General features: G+C 37.9%; 20 protein-coding genes. 13 read left to right on the top strand and 7 right to left on the bottom strand.

Translation table 11 applies throughout. From position 1 onward, the window contains the following. From tsaE to ACTJJF_RS15425, 8 genes are all read left to right on the top strand, one after another. Entirely contained in the window at positions 1–408 is a 408-nt protein-coding gene (gene tsaE, locus ACTJJF_RS15460; RefSeq protein ID WP_440700210.1) for a tRNA (adenosine(37)-N6)-threonylcarbamoyltransferase complex ATPase subunit type 1 TsaE, read from the top strand. Between the two features lie 67 nt (positions 409–475). Continuing rightward, a complete protein-coding gene (locus ACTJJF_RS15455) occupies positions 476–1,666 on the top strand; it encodes an alanine dehydrogenase (RefSeq protein WP_440700209.1) in 1,191 nt (396 codons plus the stop codon). Further along, positions 1,667–2,038, top strand: coding sequence for a hypothetical protein (locus tag ACTJJF_RS15450; protein WP_312297706.1), 372 nt, complete (start codon positions 1,667–1,669; stop codon positions 2,036–2,038). It abuts the gene before it with no gap. Between the two features lie 18 nt (positions 2,039–2,056). Next, positions 2,057–2,830, top strand: coding sequence for a histidine kinase (locus ACTJJF_RS15445; RefSeq protein WP_440700208.1), 774 nt, complete (start codon positions 2,057–2,059; stop codon positions 2,828–2,830). Continuing rightward, positions 2,805–3,515 carry a LytR/AlgR family response regulator transcription factor gene (locus tag ACTJJF_RS15440; protein WP_312297708.1) on the top strand — a complete coding sequence of 237 codons (711 nt, stop codon included), beginning with the start codon at positions 2,805–2,807 and terminating at the stop codon, positions 3,513–3,515. The genes ACTJJF_RS15445 and ACTJJF_RS15440 overlap by 26 nt, the downstream gene beginning before the upstream one ends. A gap of 207 nt (positions 3,516–3,722) precedes the next feature. Next, positions 3,723–5,993 carry a cation:proton antiporter gene (locus ACTJJF_RS15435; protein WP_440700469.1) on the top strand — a complete coding sequence of 757 codons (2,271 nt, stop codon included), beginning with the start codon at positions 3,723–3,725 and terminating at the stop codon, positions 5,991–5,993. A gap of 98 nt (positions 5,994–6,091) precedes the next feature. Further along, a complete protein-coding gene (locus ACTJJF_RS15430) occupies positions 6,092–6,577 on the top strand; it encodes a hypothetical protein (protein ID WP_440700207.1) in 486 nt (161 codons plus the stop codon). 47 nt (positions 6,578–6,624) lie between these two features. After that, entirely contained in the window at positions 6,625–7,146 is a 522-nt protein-coding gene (locus ACTJJF_RS15425; RefSeq protein WP_440700206.1) for a hypothetical protein, read from the top strand. Between the two features lie 315 nt (positions 7,147–7,461). On the opposite strand, the gene ACTJJF_RS15420 is transcribed toward ACTJJF_RS15425, so the two are convergent. After that, a complete protein-coding gene (locus ACTJJF_RS15420) occupies positions 7,462–8,109 on the bottom strand; it encodes a hypothetical protein (protein ID WP_440700205.1) in 648 nt (215 codons plus the stop codon). A gap of 179 nt (positions 8,110–8,288) precedes the next feature. Here ACTJJF_RS15420 and ACTJJF_RS15415 point away from each other — a divergent pair, with 179 nt between their 5' ends. The 5 genes from ACTJJF_RS15415 to ACTJJF_RS15395 all read left to right on the top strand — a co-directional run bounded on the left by ACTJJF_RS15415 (position 8,289) and on the right by ACTJJF_RS15395 (position 12,850). Then, complete coding sequence (locus ACTJJF_RS15415; protein ID WP_312297713.1) at positions 8,289–8,945, top strand: hypothetical protein; 657 nt, start codon at positions 8,289–8,291, stop codon at positions 8,943–8,945. 259 nt (positions 8,946–9,204) lie between these two features. Next, positions 9,205–10,047, top strand: a complete 843-nt coding sequence (locus ACTJJF_RS15410) for a prephenate dehydrogenase (RefSeq protein WP_440700204.1) — start codon at positions 9,205–9,207, stop codon at positions 10,045–10,047. 297 nt (positions 10,048–10,344) lie between these two features. Beyond that, entirely contained in the window at positions 10,345–10,617 is a 273-nt protein-coding gene (locus ACTJJF_RS15405) for a DUF2089 family protein (RefSeq protein ID WP_312297715.1), read from the top strand. An 11-nt stretch (positions 10,618–10,628) separates the two neighbouring features. Then, a complete protein-coding gene (locus ACTJJF_RS15400) occupies positions 10,629–11,210 on the top strand; it encodes a YIP1 family protein (RefSeq protein ID WP_440700203.1) in 582 nt (193 codons plus the stop codon). Between the two features lie 5 nt (positions 11,211–11,215). Continuing rightward, entirely contained in the window at positions 11,216–12,850 is a 1,635-nt protein-coding gene (locus ACTJJF_RS15395; protein WP_440700202.1) for a serine hydrolase domain-containing protein, read from the top strand. A gap of 195 nt (positions 12,851–13,045) precedes the next feature. Here the strand turns inward: ACTJJF_RS15395 and ACTJJF_RS15390 are convergent, their stop codons facing one another. The 6 genes from ACTJJF_RS15390 to ACTJJF_RS15365 all read right to left on the bottom strand — a co-directional run bounded on the left by ACTJJF_RS15390 (position 13,046) and on the right by ACTJJF_RS15365 (position 19,600). Then, positions 13,046–14,464 (bottom strand): L-serine ammonia-lyase, encoded by a 1,419-nt coding sequence (locus ACTJJF_RS15390; RefSeq protein WP_440700201.1) that lies wholly within the window; start codon positions 14,462–14,464, stop codon positions 13,046–13,048. Positions 14,465–14,803: 339 nt separating this feature from the next. Next, complete coding sequence (locus ACTJJF_RS15385; RefSeq protein WP_312297719.1) at positions 14,804–16,147, bottom strand: ammonium transporter; 1,344 nt, start codon at positions 16,145–16,147, stop codon at positions 14,804–14,806. Between the two features lie 104 nt (positions 16,148–16,251). Continuing rightward, positions 16,252–16,899 (bottom strand): alpha/beta hydrolase, encoded by a 648-nt coding sequence (locus ACTJJF_RS15380; RefSeq protein WP_312297720.1) that lies wholly within the window; start codon positions 16,897–16,899, stop codon positions 16,252–16,254. Positions 16,900–17,134: 235 nt separating this feature from the next. Continuing rightward, positions 17,135–17,761, bottom strand: a complete 627-nt coding sequence (locus ACTJJF_RS15375; protein ID WP_312297721.1) for a YceI family protein — start codon at positions 17,759–17,761, stop codon at positions 17,135–17,137. Positions 17,762–17,839: 78 nt separating this feature from the next. Further along, positions 17,840–18,406, bottom strand: coding sequence for a YceI family protein (locus tag ACTJJF_RS15370; RefSeq protein ID WP_312297722.1), 567 nt, complete (start codon positions 18,404–18,406; stop codon positions 17,840–17,842). A 144-nt stretch (positions 18,407–18,550) separates the two neighbouring features. Continuing rightward, positions 18,551–19,600, bottom strand: a complete 1,050-nt coding sequence (locus ACTJJF_RS15365) for a glucokinase (RefSeq protein WP_440700200.1) — start codon at positions 19,598–19,600, stop codon at positions 18,551–18,553. Positions 19,601–19,611 lie beyond the last annotated feature (11 nt).

Below are 19,611 nucleotides of genomic sequence, written 5' to 3'. Positions count from 1 at the left end.
ATGCAGTTCACTATCCATAAAATCGAAGACTGGCAGGAAGTTGTTGACACCATCATTCCTCAATTACAACATAATATCCTTTTATTAAAAGGAAACCTCGGCGCCGGAAAAACTACTTTCACTCAATTTCTGCTTAAAAACCTGGGCAGTGAAGACGAGGTAAACTCTCCTACTTACTCCATTGTGAATGAATATAACACTCCCAAAGGAAAAGTATATCATTTTGATCTTTACCGCCTGAAAAACATCGAAGAAGTCTATGATATCGGGATTGAAGAATACCTTGACAATTCTTTTCTGTGCATTATTGAATGGCCGGAAGTCTATGAAGATGAGCTTTACGGGCTCAACTACCACACAATGAGTATTGTGAACACGGGTGAAAACAGAGAAGTTACATTCGATTAAATATTATGTATCTTTGCTCATTAATTGAGTGTAAAAAACAATCTGTAAGACATAATTTAATTTAAGGATGAGTACAAATATTTTTACTCCTTTCACAGAAGAAGAATTGATGCCGAAAGAGGAAAAATTGGAGGTTATAAAGAAGGGAAAACAGTTCAGTATTGGAATTCCCAAAGAGACCTGTCTCAACGAAAGGAGAACCTGCATTACTCCTGACGCCGTACAGGTGTTGGTAGAGAATGGTCATGAGATCATTATAGAATCCGGGGCCGGGCAGGGTTCATTTTTTACAGATTTACAGTATTCTGAATCGGGAGCAAAAATTACCAATGATCCTAAAGAAGCTTTCGGGCAGGATCTTATTTTAAAGGTCAACCCTCCTACTGAAGATGAAATTGAATATATGAAACCGAATACTTATCTGGTTTCAGCCCTTCAGATCAACCTCAGGGATAAAGAATATTTCTTAAAACTTGCAGAGAAAAAAATAAATGCCATCGCTTTCGAATTTATCGTGGATGAATACAAGCAGCTGGCTCTGGTAAGACTGGTAGGTGAAATTGCAGGAACCGTTTCCATACTATATGCTTCAGAATTATTAGCATTGTCAAACGGTTTAATGCTGGGTGGAATCACAGGAGTAAGACCTGCCGAAGTAGTCATTCTCGGCGCCGGAATTGTAGGCGAATTTGCTACAAAAGCAGCCATCGGTCTGGGTGCCAGCATAAAAGTTTTCGACAATTCATTATCTAAGCTCAGAAGACTTCACACAATGGTAGACAGCAGGGTTCCCACTTCTATCATAGATCCGAAGGAACTCAGCAAAAGCTTAAGACGTGCCGATGTGGTGATCGGAGCGCTTCCAAGACTGAATATGACCCCTATCGTGACTGAAGATATGGTGATGAAAATGAAAAAAGGGAGTGTCATCATCGATATTACCATAGACAACGGTAAGGTGATTGAAACCTCAGAACTTACCACCATGGAAGATCCTTACATCATCAAACACGGTGTGATCCACTGCGGACTTCCGAATCTTACCTCAAGAATGCCAAGGACAACAACCAAGGCTATTTCGAATTTCTTTCTTTCCTATATTTTGAATTATGATGAAGAAGGCGGTTTTGAAAATATGCTGATCCGCAAAAACGAAATGAAGCAGAGCTTATATATGTACAAGGGAAGACATACCAAAAAGATCATCTGTGACCGTTTCGGACTTACGTACCACGATATCAATCTTTTAATTTTCTAAATGAAAAAGCTGAAATTTTATGCAATAGGCTTCATACCGGGTCTATTGATTGTATTTTTTATTTTAAACAAAAAAGGGGCAAGCTGCAGCGGTTATTTACCGAATAGCCGTGTGATCGCAGAAACCCTGTCAAAGGACTTTAAGTATTCTGAGGAAGCAAAGAATGCCATGAACACCTACAAAATTGATGAGAAGTTTATAAAAGACAGCATCATTACCAGTGGAAAAGTAGATTTTGACCGCAGCCACGCCCAAAAAAAACCGTGCCCGGACTACCTGATCTCTTATCCTGAAAAAAAGCCGTCTTATGAAATCACTTTTGAGAAATGTGAGGAAACCGTGACGGTAAACAGCCTGAAAAAACTTAAATAATTTTCTTTCACTGATCATATGGGAGGCAATTACTACATGATTCACGATTATCTGATATTCATCGGGGTTTTTGCCATTTTCCTTTTCCTGACCACGAGTATTTACCTGTTTAGCCAGAATCAGAAGCTGAAACAAAAAAATACCAAGCTGTCAGAAACCAATAAGATCATTGAGCAGCGCCTGAATGAAGTACGCCTTGAACATATTGGTACGAAGCTGAATCCCCATCTTTTTAAAAACATTCTCAATTCAGTGCAGTCTCATGCTTACCAGACTTATATGTCTCTCGATAAGCTGGCCAACGTTCTGGATTATATTTTATACGAAAGCAACAATAAGTTTGTAAGTCCTAAGGAAGAACTGACTTTTGCTCTAAGTCTTATCGAGATCAATAAGATCAAAATCAATCCTCTTTTCGATTTCAGGATCAAATCAAGGATCAATAAATCCGATTCCGTATATGAAGAAAAAGTGTTTGCCCCGTTAATCTCTGTAGATCTTATAGAAAATGCGTTCAAACATACTGATTTTCTGGCTCAGGATTCTTTTATTTCCATTTATATGGAGCTTGAAGAGGGAATCTTCACCATGAAAGTCAGCAACAAAGCCTCCCTGAAAAACATCCTTGAGAAGGAAAAAAGCGGTTTCGGAAGCCAGTCTTTTGACCAAAGACTTAAAATGATCTACAGTACTTACTATCAGCTGGAAAGAAGTTCAAAAAACGGGATTTTCACAGCAGAATTAAAAATCAATTTAGGAGAATTCTATGATAAAATGCGTTATTCTGGATGATGAACTGCTGGCCATCAGTTATCTTAAACTTCTGTGCGAACAAATTGATGATGTAGAAGTGGTAAAGGCCTTTAATGATCCTAAAATTTTTCTGAAAGAAATTGATTCTCTGGACTGTAATCTCTGCATTCTGGATATTGAAATGCCGGGCATGACCGGTCTTCAGGTTGCCGAGCTGATTTCCGGTTCAAAAAAGATCATCTTCACCACCGCCTATAAAGAATATGCAGCCGAAGCTTTTGATCTCAATGTAGTGGATTATGTGAGAAAGCCCATTAAAAAAGAACGCCTGATACAGGCTTTTGATAAGGCAAAGGAACAAATCAGCACCATTCAGAAAAAAACATTCATAGAATGGAATACCAATATTGGTAAAACCGTTATTCCTACTGACCAGATTGTTTACATCAAAACTTCTGAAATTGACAGCCGGGATAAGGATATCACCCTGAATGACGGAACTGTCATCGTTTTAAAAAATCTCAATTTCAAAAATCTTCTGGAAATGCTTCCGGCGAAAGATTTTGCCCAGATCAATAAAAAAGAGATCATTGCACTGTCTTCCGTCAAAGTATTGACCACCAACGAAATTATTACAACTATTCTTACCGAAGGAGACAGTTTCCTGAAGCTGCAAATCGGAGATACCTATAAAAGTACGTTGTTGGAGTTATTCGGAAAATAGACCTTCAAACATTTCCGTTTTTGTTACAGAAAGCTTTCCCTGCTTTTCAAAAAAGTCCATAGACTCCTACTTTAGGAGCCGGCATCGGATATTCATTTAAACAGATTTTATTACATTTTTTAGAGTATTCATTACATTTTAAAAAAAAGTGTATTTAACATAACTATATTCTTATCAACTTTGCATTAAAATATTGGAATCATGAATTTGGGGAAATACAGAAATTTAATTTTCTACATCACGACTATAGCCGTTTTTTCCGGCCTGATGTACTTCTTTATCATAGAAGGACAGACCCTGGAAATCAAAGAAAATATCGTCAGTAAAACCAGCAGTGGCTCTACCTGGGAAAACTTCCTTGAATCTTTTAAAACCAATCTTCATCATCCTCTGGCATTGTTACTGGCACAGATTGTAACCATTATCCTTACCGCCAGACTTTTCGGATGGATCTGTATGAAGATCAAACAGCCCAGTGTAATTGGAGAAATGATTGCCGGAATCGTGCTGGGGCCTTCTCTTGTAGGGATGTATTTCCCGGAGTTTTCTGCATTTTTATTCCCAAAGGAATCATTGGGAAATCTACAGTTTCTCAGTCAGATAGGTCTTATCCTCTTTATGTATATCGTAGGAATGGAACTTGACCTCAGTGTTCTGCGAAAAAAAGCTCATGATGCGGTAGTGATCAGCCATGCCAGCATTATTATTCCTTTTGCGCTGGGAATAGGCTTGTCGTATTTTATTTATCAGGAATTCGCACCTTCTGGGATTCAGTTTACCTCCTTTGCCTTATTTATAGCCATTTCTATGAGTATTACCGCATTTCCGGTACTGGCAAGAATTGTACAGGAGAGAAATCTTCAGAAGACCAAGCTGGGAACGATTGTTATTACCTGCGCAGCAGCTGATGATATTACGGCTTGGTGTATTCTTGCAGCGGTAATTGCTATTGTAAAAGCAGGCTCCTTTACAAGTTCCATCTATGTGATCATCATGGCAATAGCATATGTATTCTTAATGATCAAAATCGTAAGGCCGTTCCTGAAAAGGATCGGGGATCTTCAGGCCGGGAAAAATACAATCAGTAAACCTATGGTGGCTATTTTTTTCCTTACCCTTATTTTATCATCATATGTAACAGAAGTTATTGGGATCCATGCTTTATTCGGAGCTTTCATGGCAGGTGCCATCATGCCGGAAAATACAAAATTCAGAACTCTGTTTATCGATAAGGTAGAAGATGTGGCACTGGTACTGCTTCTGCCGCTGTTCTTTGTTTTTACAGGACTCCGTACCCAGATCGGCCTTTTGAACGATTCACATCTTTGGATCACAGCAGGCTTCATTATTCTGACCGCTGTCCTTGGAAAATTTGCAGGAAGTGCACTCACTGCCAGATTTGTAGGGATCAACTGGAAAGAAAGTTTAACGATCGGCGCTCTGATGAATACAAGAGGTTTAATGGAGCTTATTGTACTGAATATCGGGTATGATCTTGGCGTATTAAGCCCTGAAATCTTTGCAATGCTCGTTATTATGGCTTTATTTACAACATTCATGACCGGACCTGCTTTGGATTTTATTAATTTTATTTTTAAATCTAAAAAAGAGGAAGAGCCTGTACATGAAAATGATTCTCAATACCGTGTTCTCTTATCTTTTGACAAGCCGGAATCCGGAAGCACCCTCCTTAAGCTGGCGCATGATTTCACCCATAAAATGAATGGCAATAAAAGCATCACCGCTATGAATATTGCCCCTGTAGACGAAATGCATGCTTATGATATTGATGAATATGAAGACTCTCAGTTCCAGCAAGTCATTGAAACTTCCCATGAGCTTAACCTTGAAGTGACTACCCTCTTCAAAGCTTCTACCGATATAGAAAATGATCTTACCAGCATTACGAATAAGGGCCACTATGATCTTCTCCTGATCATGCTTGGAAAATCAATGTATGAAGGGAGTTTATTGGGTAGATTATTAGGTTTTACCACCAAAATTATCAATCCTGAAAAACTTTTGAATACGGTAAAAGGCAAAGGAAATATCTTCAACAACTCTCCTTTTGACGATTTTACCCTTCAGATTTTAGACAAAACCAATATCCCCGTTGGTGTATTGGTAGAAAAAAACTTCAGGACTGCCGACAAAGTTTTTGTCCCGATCTTTAACCTAAGTGATTTTTACCTGCTGGAATATGCTAAAAGGTTGATCAATAACAACAATTCTCAGATCATCATTCTGGATGCTGCAGGCCAGATCCGTAACAATATTGAAGTGAAAGAGCTGATCAGAAGTATTGAACAGGTGGCCCCCAATCATATTACATTGTATAATGAGAAAAAGATAGAGAAAGAATTCCTGAATTCCCAGGACCTGATGCTCATCAGCAGCAAAAGCTGGAAGAGTCTGATTGATACAAAAAGTCTTTGGCTGTCTGACATTCCTTCCACATTAATCATTTCAAATCCATAACACACACTGATATTTCTATTTCTACAGGAAGCTGTAAATATTATCTGTTGTCTGTAAAGAAAAAACGGGTATATTTATGGCTTCAATTTTTTTGAACTATGCTGATCAATGATCAAAACGGATGGATAGAGCTGGAAGCCTTTGATACCACACTTTATAAAGGAATGTTGCTTAAAGAACTGCAGGAGACAACCTTTTATAAAGAAAAATACTATAATATGTGGGATGTGAAAACCGGATATTTCTGGTATTATTTCAACACGATAGAAGTACAGGAATATCAGGTATATTTTCAACTGTGCTTTTGGGGAGATCAGCTGCACAGCATCCATATGAATACATCGGAAAATGGTGATGCAAAAGATTGGAAAGACTGGTCTGAGGAAAAAGAAATGCAGATTTTCTACAGAAACAACAGATTTCTGAGCCTTATTCTTGGAATAGCTCCTACCCGGAAAGAGAAAACACCTTATCCAAGATGTCTTTACAGGTTTTCCTGGGGTGAAGTCTGGTCCGTGTATGATCCGAGAAGCGCCAGCAGCCTGATGGGAATAAGTTTTAAGGAAGAAGAAAACAAAATATAAAATAACTAATAACCAAAGAATAAGATCGTAATATGTGCCGATACGCCATGATGGTTTACAAATGTCATTATGCATGTTTCAATTGTCAGAAGACATTCAAACGCCGTGTTTTAAAAGATGTAGACAGGGATGCAACCACTTCTGTGGAAGCCAAATGCCCTGAATGTGGAAGCATGATGGCCAATATGGGCCTGGATTTTGAATCACCGGCAAAAAATGATCACAAGCAATGGGCCCATATCCGGAATCTGTATACTGTTGGAATTACTTTCCATTCCTGTGGTTGCTCAGGACCGGGATATATTCCACAGGACCGCAAAGCGATTATCAATTACCTTGAAAAAATCCGTTCAGAATATATGCATTCGCTTGTATTCTGGAGATACCGCATAGAACCTGAAAATAAAAGAGAGCGTGAAGTAGAGTATCAGAAAAACGGCTCAAGACTATGGACCGTTAATAGGAATGCATTCAAACAAACCGTAACCAATCAGGAAGGCATCAACTACTGGATCGGGAAAATCAAAGAGGTGGAAGAACGGCTTAATCTCATCAGGGAAACTAAATAATTATTAATCCGGCAGGAAACATTCATTAATTCAACCATAAAAGTCACAAAAGCTTTTTAACACTTAAGTTATTTTAAGTGATATTCTTGCGTATATTAAGTACACATAAGCCTTTGAAAATCTCTGATTTTCATTAAAAAAATCTGCGGAATCAGCTCAATCTGCGAGAGAATATATGCAAAACCAACAGCAGAATCAGTCTTACAATTAACCTTACGTAAATATTAAACTATCAAGCCTTTAAAACAAAAGTTTTCAATTAAAAATCTGCGGAATCAGCTCAATCTGCGAGAGGATATATGCAACTATTTCTTATCACTTCAAAAGCTTCGTCAATCTTTTAAAATCATCCTGTATACTTTTCTCTTCTGCAGCCATATATTCACCACTAAAAGGAGCTCCACAATCCTGGCTGTTCACAATATGAAAAAGATCTCCCTTTTCAAAATAATTCCTGGTTTCCGTGATTTCTGACTTTTTGAAATCAAAAACTTCCGAGTCATTATTTTCCTTCATTGCTTTGATATCATAGAACATCGGACGGTTGTACTTGTAGTCTTTTTGAAAAACAAAAGACAATTGGCCGTTCATCAGGTAATATTCAATCAGAGCCTGTCCCATTTCGCCGTAATGTCTGGCTAAAATCTTTTCCAGACGTTTACCTTTAAAGAAAAACGTAGCTTCACCACCTTCAGCAGATTCGCCCTCAATATCTCTCTTCAGGATGGAAGTCCATTGGGTAATGGAATTGATTCTTTTAAAGTTAGACTGAATCGGTTTCAGACGGTCTTTTAAATATTCATTGGCAGCAATATCATCTTCATGAAAGGCTGCTTTGATTTTTGCAGTGTCTTTTGTAATCCTGACGGAAAAATCTGAAAATTCATGATTGAAGTTTCCCGCATATCCGAGGTTTATAAAAGTCAGGACAATAACAATCCCAAACCCAAGTCTGCTTTTCATGACGAAGTATTTTACATTATTTAATGATGATTAAAATTATTAAAAATAAATAACTTAAGCTCATTGGAAACTCCGGAAAATTATACCTGATTTCAGCCATTTTTTCTCAATTTCCTTGCTACCATCCCATCTGAAGGAATGATAAAACTTATATTTACCCCGAAAACAGAATTACAATCATGAAAAGAATACTCCCTGTTTGCTTTTTACTGCTTCTGGTCAATGGTAACGGCAATGCAAAATCCAAAAAACTATATTCCGCCTACTTTATCCTCTTATTATTCTGTATAACCTCTCTGCTTTCGTGCAGGAAAGCCCATAAAAACACGCTGACGCACGATATTAACAGCCGTGACAGTATAGCGATACATACTTATATGGATGAGGTTTATCACCAGAAAATCAAAGATACTATAAAAGGATTCTGGACATATTCGAGCCATGAAACATTCGTTCCATTATGGCAATTCGGGCTCATCTTTCAGAAGGGTAAAGAGAATGACAGTATTTACGGTACCTATCACCTGATCAGACAGGGAGAAAAGCAGGAAAACGGGTGGCTTAAAGGCATTCTGATCAAAGGAAAAATAACCGCAGAACTTTACAGTCCCAAGGAATTTCCCGGTGAAAAAACCAAAATAGAGCTTACAGACCTGGGTGAAAAAAGTTATGATGATATGCAGCTACAAATTATAAAAGTACCGGAAAGGCTTTCTTACCTATCTGAAACATTTGTCTTAAGCAGGTTCGGTCGTCGTCAAACCATAATAAAGTCAGGTTGCGCATATCCGGGGCATATTAAAAGAAGGAAAACCACTACGAATACAAAAAAATAGCTTTGTTACAGGCAAAAAGTTCTTTTGCAATGCTCCGGCAACAATGGAAAGGAGACTGCTGATCTCCCGGCTCAAATCAGGAAGAAATTATAAAAATACATCAACTTTAAAAAAAATTTTATACCTTCGCTTCGTGAATTTTAACAACGGAACATATTATTACGGAATTTTTAACTCAGAACTGGGATAGGGATTCTTATGAACATAACTTAAAACCTCGTCCTTGACGAGGTTTTTTTATTTACAAAAAGATTTAAAGATGAAAATAAGTATTATAGGAACAGGATTGATCGGAGGTTCGATGGCTTTGAAATTAAAAGAGAAAGGAATCGCACACTTCATCTATGGAATTGATAACGATCAGCAGCATATCAGTAAAGCCCTGGAACTGAAAATTATTGATGCAGGAGCAGACCTTGAACAGGGCGTGAAAAATGCGGATGTAGTCATCATTGCCATTCCCGTAGATGCAGCGAGAAAAATACTTCCGGGAGTGCTGGACCTTATCTCAGATCACCAGACCATTATGGATGCAGGCTCTACCAAAGCAGGAATTGTGAATGCTGTAAAAGATCACCCGAAAAGATCAAGGTTTGTAGCCTTTCACCCGATGTGGGGTACGGAAAACAGTGGTCCGCAGTCTGCTGTTACCGAAAGTTTCTCAGGAAAAGCCGGAGTGATCTGCAATAAAGAAGAATCTGCTGAAGATGCCTTACAGACCGTTGAAAAAATCGTTGAAGCCCTGGATATGCATATGATTTATATGAATGCACAGGATCATGACATCCACACCGCTTATATTTCTCATATCTCCCATATTACTTCTTACGCCCTGGCCAATACCGTACTGGAAAAGGAACGTGAGGAAGAAACGATCTTCCAGCTTGCCAGTTCGGGTTTCTCAAGTACCGTACGTCTTGCCAAATCCCACCCCGAAATGTGGGTACCGATCTTTAAACAGAATAAAGAAAATGTACTGGATGTTTTGAATGAGCATATCTCCCAGCTCAGAAAATTCAAGTCTGCTCTGGAAAAAGAAAACTACGAATACCTCGAAGAGCTGATCACCAATGCCAACAGAATCAGAGGAATTTTAAGATAAAATACTCCCAATCAACTGAACCGGAAGAAAGAAATTGAAAGCACAATCGTTTTTTTCTTCCGGTTTTTATTTTCAGTCCATTCACAAATATCCCAACTGGCGAGGCAACATTCTCTCCTCCATAGGGGTGGCGAAAATTCAAAGAATTTTTGACGGCGTGGTTAGCACATTTTCCTTTCAGCATTTCCCATCCCAATTTCTCCATTCAGATTTCTTTTCATTGAATTAAATTTTAATAAAATTAAAAAATATTTTAACTTTATTAAAAAAAGTATTACTTTCGTAAAAAAATTATTCATGAAGCTACCTATTGTCTGCCCAAGTTGTGATCATACACTTAATGTAAGCCAGATGAAATGCCCGAGCTGTAAAACAGAAGTAAGTGGTGATTATGAACTGCCTGTACTCCTTAAACTGAATCGTGAGGACCAGGATTTTGTTCTGAATTTTTTCCTTTCCAGCGGAAGCATTAAAGAAATGGCCAAGCAGGCCGGTCTTTCTTACCCCACTATGAGAAATAAAATGGATGATCTTATCACCAAAATCGAACAGCTAAAAACCAACCTGTAAAACTCATTACCATGAACTGGAAAACCATTTTTAATCCATTTGAAAGATTTGATGAGAAACTTCTTCTTCTTGCCGGAATTCTTACCGTAATTATTGCTATTGCCGCAGGATACTGGACCGGAACAACTTTTAGCAGCATTTACAAGGTCAATAATATAGATCAGGTTTCTCTTCAGACTGTAGCCCTTTCTACCCTTGCCAGCTTTACTTTTGCGATCATCATCCTTTATATATTGGGGAAAATTATAAATAATAAAACCAGAATGATCGATATTATCAATACCGTTCTGATTTCACAGCTGGTATTGGTTGTTTTGCAGTGTACAGAAAAAATTTCCTTTATACATGAAGCTAAACAAAGGATGATCACTTATTCTGCACATCCTACCAATTCCATTCCGTTGCTGGATACTTCCATTATGATGGGAATGGCCTTATTCAGCATCATTCTGCTGACGTATAGCATTGTTATCTTTTACAACGGTTTTAAAACAGCAACCAACATCAAAAAATGGCAGCATATTGTACTTTTTGCAGTGGTCTCATTAGTTTCCACGCTCATCTGCCAGATACTTATGTCTGAATTCATTTAAATACCATGAAAAATAAATTATTTTTAGTGCTGGTTTTCCTGGCACATCTTTGTCACGCCCAAATTGAAGGAACCTGGAACGGCGAACTGGACACTCAGTCCATGAAACTACCTGTTATCTTAACAATATCAAAAAAAGCAAAAGGCTACACTGCAGCCTTAGTAAGCCCCAGTCAAAGCTCCAGAGAATTCCCTGTAGATAAAATCAAATTTGACAATAACGAGCTGACTTTTGATATAGAAAACCTAAGAGCCGGATATAAAGGCATGTATAAAACAGACCATTTTGAAGGTGATTTTCTACAAAACGGGAAGACAATGGCACTCAACCTTTACAGGAATGCCCAACCCGAAAGCCAAGCTATTCCTTATCTTAAAGATAAAGCGATTAATACGCAGAGAATCGATGATTTTTTAAATTATATGGTTCGGAACAATCAGGCCATCGGAAGCATTTCCCTGTTCAGAAACGGATCAGAAGTGTATCATAAAGATTTTGGCCAGCAACTTTTACCCAAAGTCAGCTACGATAAAAATACAGGTTACCAGATAGGTTCTATCAGTAAACTGATTACAGCGGTAATGCTTTTACAGCTTGTAGAAAAAGGGAAACTCAATCTTACCGATCCGCTTTCAAAATTTTATCCAGACATTCCCAATGCTAAGAAAATAACCATTCAGCATATGCTGAACCATACCAGCGGATTGGGAGATTATGTAGGAAATAAAGAGAATAACTGGCTTTTTGATAAACCTGTGGGTGATGAGGCAATCATTTCAGTCATTAAAAAACAAAAAGTAAGCACAAAACCGGGAGAAAAAATGAGATATTCAAATTCGGCATATTTCCTGTTGAGCAGAATTCTGGAAAAAATATACAAGCAGCCTTACCATCAGATCCTAAAAGAAAACATTTTGGCAAAAGCTCCAATGCCAAACACTTTTTCTGCACTTGATCATCAGAAAAATGTATTCAAATCCTATGAATTTAAAAATAATATTTGGAGTGAAACCAAAGATTTTAATTTTGAAAACTGTATCGGACTTGGTGATATTACTTCAACTCCTGAAGATCTGAATATCTTTATCAATGCTCTCTTCAGCGGGAAATTTGTACAGAAGGAAACACTCGATATGATGATTTCCAATAAAAATGAAAAGTTCTTCGGTTCCGGAATTATGAAAATGCCTTTTTACAATATCACTCTGTACGGCCATGGAGGTGATACTGCCGGAAGTCATTCTACGCTGGGTTTTGAACCGACAGATCAGCTATCCTACGCAGTTACCATCAATGGAGAAAAATTCAATCACAACAGTTTCTATGTTGCTCTTTTGAATCTGATCTACGACAGAGAATATAAATATCCGGTATTCGGTGAGGCTAAAGTTCCGGCACATGAGCTGGAAAAATATATAGGTGATTACACTTCAAAAGACATTGGTCTTGGATTAAAAGTATTTGTAAAAGATGAAACATTATACGCCCAGGGAACAAATCAGGCTGAATTTATTCTGACGCCTGCAGAAAAAGATCAGTTTACATTTGATAAGGCAGACCTGAAGCTTGAATTCATCCCGAAAAGCAACCAATTAAAGCTTACTCAGGGCGGAAAAACCTACTTATTCAATAAAAAATAAGTAAGCACAAAGACACTATTAACATCCCGGGAATTTACAACGTCAACAAATATCACAACTGAAGACGCAACATTCCCCTCCTCCGGAGGGGTGGCAAAAATTCTTTGAATTTTTGACGGGGTGGTTAACTATCCAACATAAAAAAAATCCTTAGGAAAACCTAAGGATTTTATATTTTCAAAACATTTGTTACCACTAACATTCCGGAACGTTCACCGCAATTGCCAATCCGCCCTCAGAAGTTTCTTTAAAACGGTCGCTCATAGACTGTGCAGTTTCCCACATTGTCTGAATCACCTCATCCAGGGTTACTTTTGCTTTTGTAGGATCACTTTCCAAAGCGATATTTGCAGCGGTAATAGCTTTCATCGCACCCATTGTATTTCTTTCAATACATGGGATCTGTACAAGGCCTTTAATAGGATCGCAGGTTAGTCCCAGGTGATGTTCCATTGCAATCTCTGCAGCCATCAGCACCTGCCCTACGCTTCCTCCTAAAATTTCCGTAAGACCGGCTGCCGCCATTGCAGAAGATACACCGATCTCTGCCTGACATCCCCCCATCGCTGCCGAAATCGTTGCATTCTTTTTGAATAACGTTCCAATTTCACCCGCAACAAGCAAAAATCTTACGATATCATCTTCACTGGTAAATGGAGTAAATGCCTGAGCGTACATCAAAACGGCAGGAATTACTCCGCTTGCACCATTAGTAGGAGCAGTAATGATTCTTCCGAAACTTGCATTCTCTTCATTCACAGCCAATGCAAAGCAGGCAATCCATTTGTTGATATTGGTAAAGTTTTCTTCAGCATCAACAACCTGCTGAAACCATTCGTCTTTATTTTTATAAATTTTATCGCCTAATAACTTTCTGTTGATTCCGGCTGCCCTTCTTGTAACATTAAGACCTCCCGGAAGAACTCCTTCTTTATTGACCCCTTTATAAACGCATTCTTTGATCTGCTTCCAGATATATAAGGCCTCCTCTCTGGTTTCTTCCTGAGATCTCCAGCTTTCTTCATTGATCAGGATCAGATCTGAAATTCTGTTAAACCCTAATTTCTGACAGTACTTTACAATATCTGAAGATTTATGGCATGGATACAAAGTACGTACACATTGCTTCTGGATAGAATTTTTTTCCTGACTCGCAATAAACCCACCTCCTACGGAATAAAAATCCTGAACAAGTTCTGTTCCGTCTTCAAATACGGCTCTGAAAATCATTCCGTTTGGATGAAAATCAAGGGATTTCTGCATATTCAAAACCAAATGATAGCCATAAATGAAAGGGATCTCTTTTTCCCCACCAAGGTTGATGATATGGTCCTTTTTTATTTTCTCTATTTTCTCATCAATTTTTGTAGTATCAATGGTCTTAAAATCTTCGCCATTCAATCCAAGCATTCCGGCGATATCCGTACCATGTCCGATCCCCGTTTTTGCCAAAGAACCGAAAAATTCAAGGAAAACCTCCTTCACCTCTTCAATTGACCTCTCTCTTTTTATAATCCTGATAAATGCAGCTGCTGCATTCCAAGGTCCCATCGTATGCGAACTGGACGGGCCTATTCCTACTTTAATAATCTCAAAAACCGATATTGATTCCATAAATGATTCGTCATTTTCCTCAAAAACAAAGATACATGATAAATCCTAATATATGCATAGCAAAATCTTAGATTTATTTAGTTTTGACTGTCTATAAAATAAGTATTTTTTGCAAATGAGCCGATTATATGAATGTCAGTCAGATTGATTATTTTGCTCTTCTTTTTAATTGAATAAAATTCTTTTTTTAGCCATTGACCAATAGTGGGCAACAGATATCACCAGTTTTTCCAAACAAAAACCTTCCATTTTTAATATTCAGACTGTTGAGAAAACAAAGCTCTTATAGAACACCCATCAGTCTTTTCAAAAAATGCTGAAAAGAAATTCCATCTTTTATCAAATGAAAGTTTCTTCGTGCTGAGACAGATCAAGACCTTTATTTTCAGACTCTTCAGAAACTCTGAGGGTAATGATGGAATTCGTAATCTTATACAGAAGAAGCGAACCGAAGAAGGTAAAAACAGAAACCAAAACCAATGCTGCCATATGATGAAGAAAAACCTCAATTCCTCCATGCAGCAGACTTGCTTTTTCACCATGAGCAAAAACAGCAGTAAGAATCATTCCCATAATTCCGCCTACTCCATGGCAGGCAAAAACATCCAGCGTATCATCTACTCTCTTTAAAACTTTCCAGTTTACCATCAGATTGGAAACTATAGCAGTAATAAATCCTATAAAAAGACTCTCCTGAATACTCACAAAACCACATCCGGGAGTAATGGCCACCAGTCCTACTACCGCTCCTATACACGCCCCCAAGGCCGAAATACTTCTCCCATTGATTCTGTCAAAAAAGATCCAAGTCATCATGGCCGAAGCAGAAGCAATAGTGGTTGTTCCAAAAGCGGTAGCAGCAGATGCTGAAGCACTCAGTGCAGATCCTGCATTAAAGCCAAACCACCCGAACCACAGCATTCCCGTTCCCAGAAGTACATACGGAATATTGGAAGGCTCATGATGCGGATTTTTTCTGTTTCCTACTACCATAGCTCCTGCAAGTGCAGCAAAACCGGCACTCATATGTACTACAGTTCCTCCAGCGAAGTCTTTTACACCAAAATATTTGTTCAGAAGACCTTCAGGATGCCATACCATATGACAAAGAGGTGTATAAATAAAAATACTGAAAAGAACAATGAATAATAAATAGGAAACAAAACGAACCCTCTCCGCAAAAGATCCGGTAATAATAGCCGGAGTGATAACCGCAAATTTCATCTGAAACAGGGCAAAAAGGATAAAAGGAATAGTAGGAGCCATCATTCTATGAGGCAGATTTCCTACCCCGCTGAAAAAAGGATAACTTAATGGACTCCCAATGATACCGTAATGGGTTCCGTCAATTGTAATTCCTATAGATTCACCGAAAGACAGAGAAAAACCCAACACTACCCAAACCATAGAGATAACTCCCAGAGCAATAAAACTCTGCAGCATGGTAGAAATTACATTTTTCCTTCCGACCATCCCTCCATAAAAGAAGGAAAGTCCCGGTGTCATAAGAAGAACAAGTCCTGCTGCTGCAAGAATCCATGCTACATCGGCACCTACAATGTTATCTTCACTTAAAAACGCTCCCTCATCAGGAATATTTGCAGCCGGGCTCCAGAATAAACCTCCGATTGCTACAATGGTGATGATAGAGAACGAAACGATCCATTTTAATCCTATTTTCATAAAATTTATATTTAACCCTATCAAATTTAAGCATAAATTTTACAGAAAATACATTTTCCAACACATAACCCCTACAAAAATACCATTCAGAGAATAATATTATATCATTCTTCGCAAAATACTTCTTTTAATATTTTTGAAACTTCCTTGGATTTAGTTGCCGGAAAAAGATGAGTTCCACCTTTGATCACATAATCCGGCTTGGAATAACGGACCGGGAAAACAATATCTTTATCACCCAAAATCTGGATCACTTTAGGATCTTCTTCAAATTTCCACTCAGAGACCTTTTCTACAGACCACTTAAGGTAATAAGGATCTCTCACTTTGAAATACTGCAGGATCTTAGGATTTTTAGGATCAAAAAGTTTTCTGACCACTCCATATACATTAGCCGCTTTATCGTTGAATAAGCCTACCGGAAGTATTCTCGGGATTTTGGTAACCTCTCCTGTTTTGATGAATCTGGATTTTTCCTTATCGGATTTTATGCTGCCCAGGATGACTACCTTCTCAGCCGGCTTCAGCCTGTTGATCTCCTGTACCATAATTCCGCCAAAAGAATACCCTAACAGACAAAACGGCTCCGAATCATCTACTTTTTCAGCCATTCTTTTCACATATACATCAAAAGGCTCATTTTTCTCAGGAATAAGCCAGTCTATAAAAATCAATTCACAGTGCTTGGGAAACTCTATTCTTTCCAATACTTTGAAATCTGCTCCCAGACCGCTTACAATATAAATTTTCATACCACTAATTTATAAAAAATACAGACAGACTAGCTGTTCAGAGCTAAAAAGTATAAAGAAACAGCCTATATCATAAAATTACAAACATCCTATCTGAAGGCGTAACATTCCCCTCCCCTGGAGGTGGTAAAAATTTTTTGAATTTTTGACGGAGTGCTCATCATCTTTCCACTCCTTTTACAAAAAAAGAACAGTCCCTAAGCACTGTTCTTTTATATCAATATAATATTTAATTTTATTTTTTCTTCTTAGGAACTCTGTTCTCATTGTCCAGCATTTCTGTAGAAACCTTGAACTGGATATCCATTTCATTCTTAATGAAGTAATCTTTCAGTGAAGACTGATAGAAAACCTTAAAGTCTCTCCTGTTCAAAGAGAACTTAGCAGACTCAATGGATGTTGTAAACTGGGTAACATAAACATTCGCAGGGAAAGAGATCGTTTTTCTCACTCCTTTAAGGGTAAGATCTCCATATACTGTAGAGTTGTACTCACTGTTTGCTAAAGGGATAATTTTAGTTAAATGGAATTTGGCCACCGGGAATTTCTTCACTTCAAAAAAGTTGGTACTCTTCAGGTCATTGGTAAGCTTGATTTGATCTTCATCAGAAACATCACCTGCCATTATACTTCTCATATCTATCACAAATTCTCCGTCTACCAGAACTGTATGGTCAAAGTTGAATTTTCCGCTCTTCAGCTTTACGGTTCCTGAATGGGAGGAAGCTTCAGTTTTTACAACCTTATATCCCCACCATCTGATCTCTGATGAAGTCACTTTTGAAACTTTATCAAATTTCTTTTGGGCAGAAACAAATGATATGCTTGCGCACACCATAGCAAACAATAGTAATCTTTTCATTCTTTTTTATTTACAATTCAACAAAAATAAAAAAAAGTGTAGAACTTCTACACTTTTAACAATCTTTTTTTGATTAATTTATTGAGCAGTAACCTTTACAAGCATATCAATATCATCTTTCACAAAAACATCCTGCATAGAAGACTTGTAAGCTACATCAAATTTCTGTCTGTCGAAAGAGAATTTGTTGGATACTAAACTTACTACTCCTTTGCTGTAAGAAATTTTAGCAGGGAAAGAAACGGTATTGGTTTTTCCTTTTACGGTAAGGTTTCCTGTTACTAAAGAGTTATAGATCTTATCGTTGTTTTTCTTTACAGAAGTAATTTTGAAGCTTGCAGTAGGGAATTTTTCAACTTCAAAGAAGTCACCGTTCTTAAGGTGCCCGTTAAGCTTTTGCTGATATTCACCTGTAAGGTCAGTAGCGTTGATAGAAGTCATATCTAATACAAAGCTTCCTCCTACAAGCTGGTTTCCTTTCATCACCATATCTCCTGATTTTACTTTTACAGTACCATCATGAGAGCTTGCCTCAGATTTTGCTACTTTATATCCCCACCAGTGTACATCAGATGCTACTACTTTTTTAGATTGTCCGAAAGCCAGACCACCGGCTAAAACTGCCAAGAAAAATATTTTTTTCATTGATTGAATTATTTTAATTAAGTTGATCACAAAGGTAGCCAACTTATTCGATAGATGCCGTTGATGTATATCAAGAAAATCAATTATTTTTATGAATAATATCATCCCATAAAAAAACTCCGGAGGCAATCCGGAGTTTGTATTTTATATCTGATAATAGGCAGTGTAAAGTGCCATACCTTTTAACGCAGTGTGATTTTGCTTGACCAGATAGATCGGAATGTTTCTCAACATCTCTTCCATTTTATCACTGATCTTGAATTTTTCATAGAATTTGTCTTTGTCTATATATTCTCTCATGATCTGAGGGATATCTCCTGCAATCAGTAGTCCTCCGGTAGCTTTCACTTTCAGTGTTAAGTTATTCGCTTCACGGGCAAGGAATTCAAGGAAAGTATCCAAAGCAATTCTGCAGATCAACACATTCTCTTCTACCGCAGCTTTATATAGTTCTTCTACAAAATTTCCCTGTGCAAGACGCTCTCCCAGCCATTCCGGCTCAGGATGTCTTTTTACGTCTCTTAAGAATCTGTAGATATTAAATAAACCTGTCTTAGAAAGTACATTTTCCCAGCTCACAATTCCGTAAATATTATTTAAGAACTGGTAAAATTCAACTTCTACATTGGTTCTCGGTGAAAATTCAGAATGTCCGCCTTCCGTAGCAAAAGGTCTCAGGTATTTTCCGTCAAAGAAGTAACCTGCTTCCCCTAAACCATTTCCCGGTGCCAGAACGGCAACATTCCCTTTTTCAAGATGCCCGCTTGTATAGATGGCTTCAAGATCATCGTCTTCAAGAAGGGCCATTCCGTACGCAGATGCTTCCAGGTCATTGAGCATTTCTACTTTTTCAAACCCGTAATCTCTTGCATATTCTTCAACATCCAGGTTCCAGCCGAGTCTTACGGGGTTGCTTTTCCCGTTCAGTACAGGCCCCGGAACTGCCATTCCCAGACGTTTTACATTTTCCAGTTGATTATCCTGAATAAACTTCTTCAGAATATCTGAAAAAGAAGCATATTCTTTTGTTTGATAAACATTCTGGGCTTTCATCTCAAGACCTCCGTTACCGGAAACAAAATAGCCTAAGATGGTTATATCTTCACGAAGACTTGCTCCAATGATAGAAATATTATCATTATTACTGTTCTCTACTCCTGGTAAATAAAGTGGAAATTTTGGATTCAGAATCATAACCTCAAATT

Source organism: Chryseobacterium sp. 22458, assembly GCF_052044975.1.
GTDB lineage: Bacteria > Bacteroidota > Bacteroidia > Flavobacteriales > Weeksellaceae > Chryseobacterium.
This window is presented reverse-complemented; position numbering and strand designations above follow the sequence as displayed.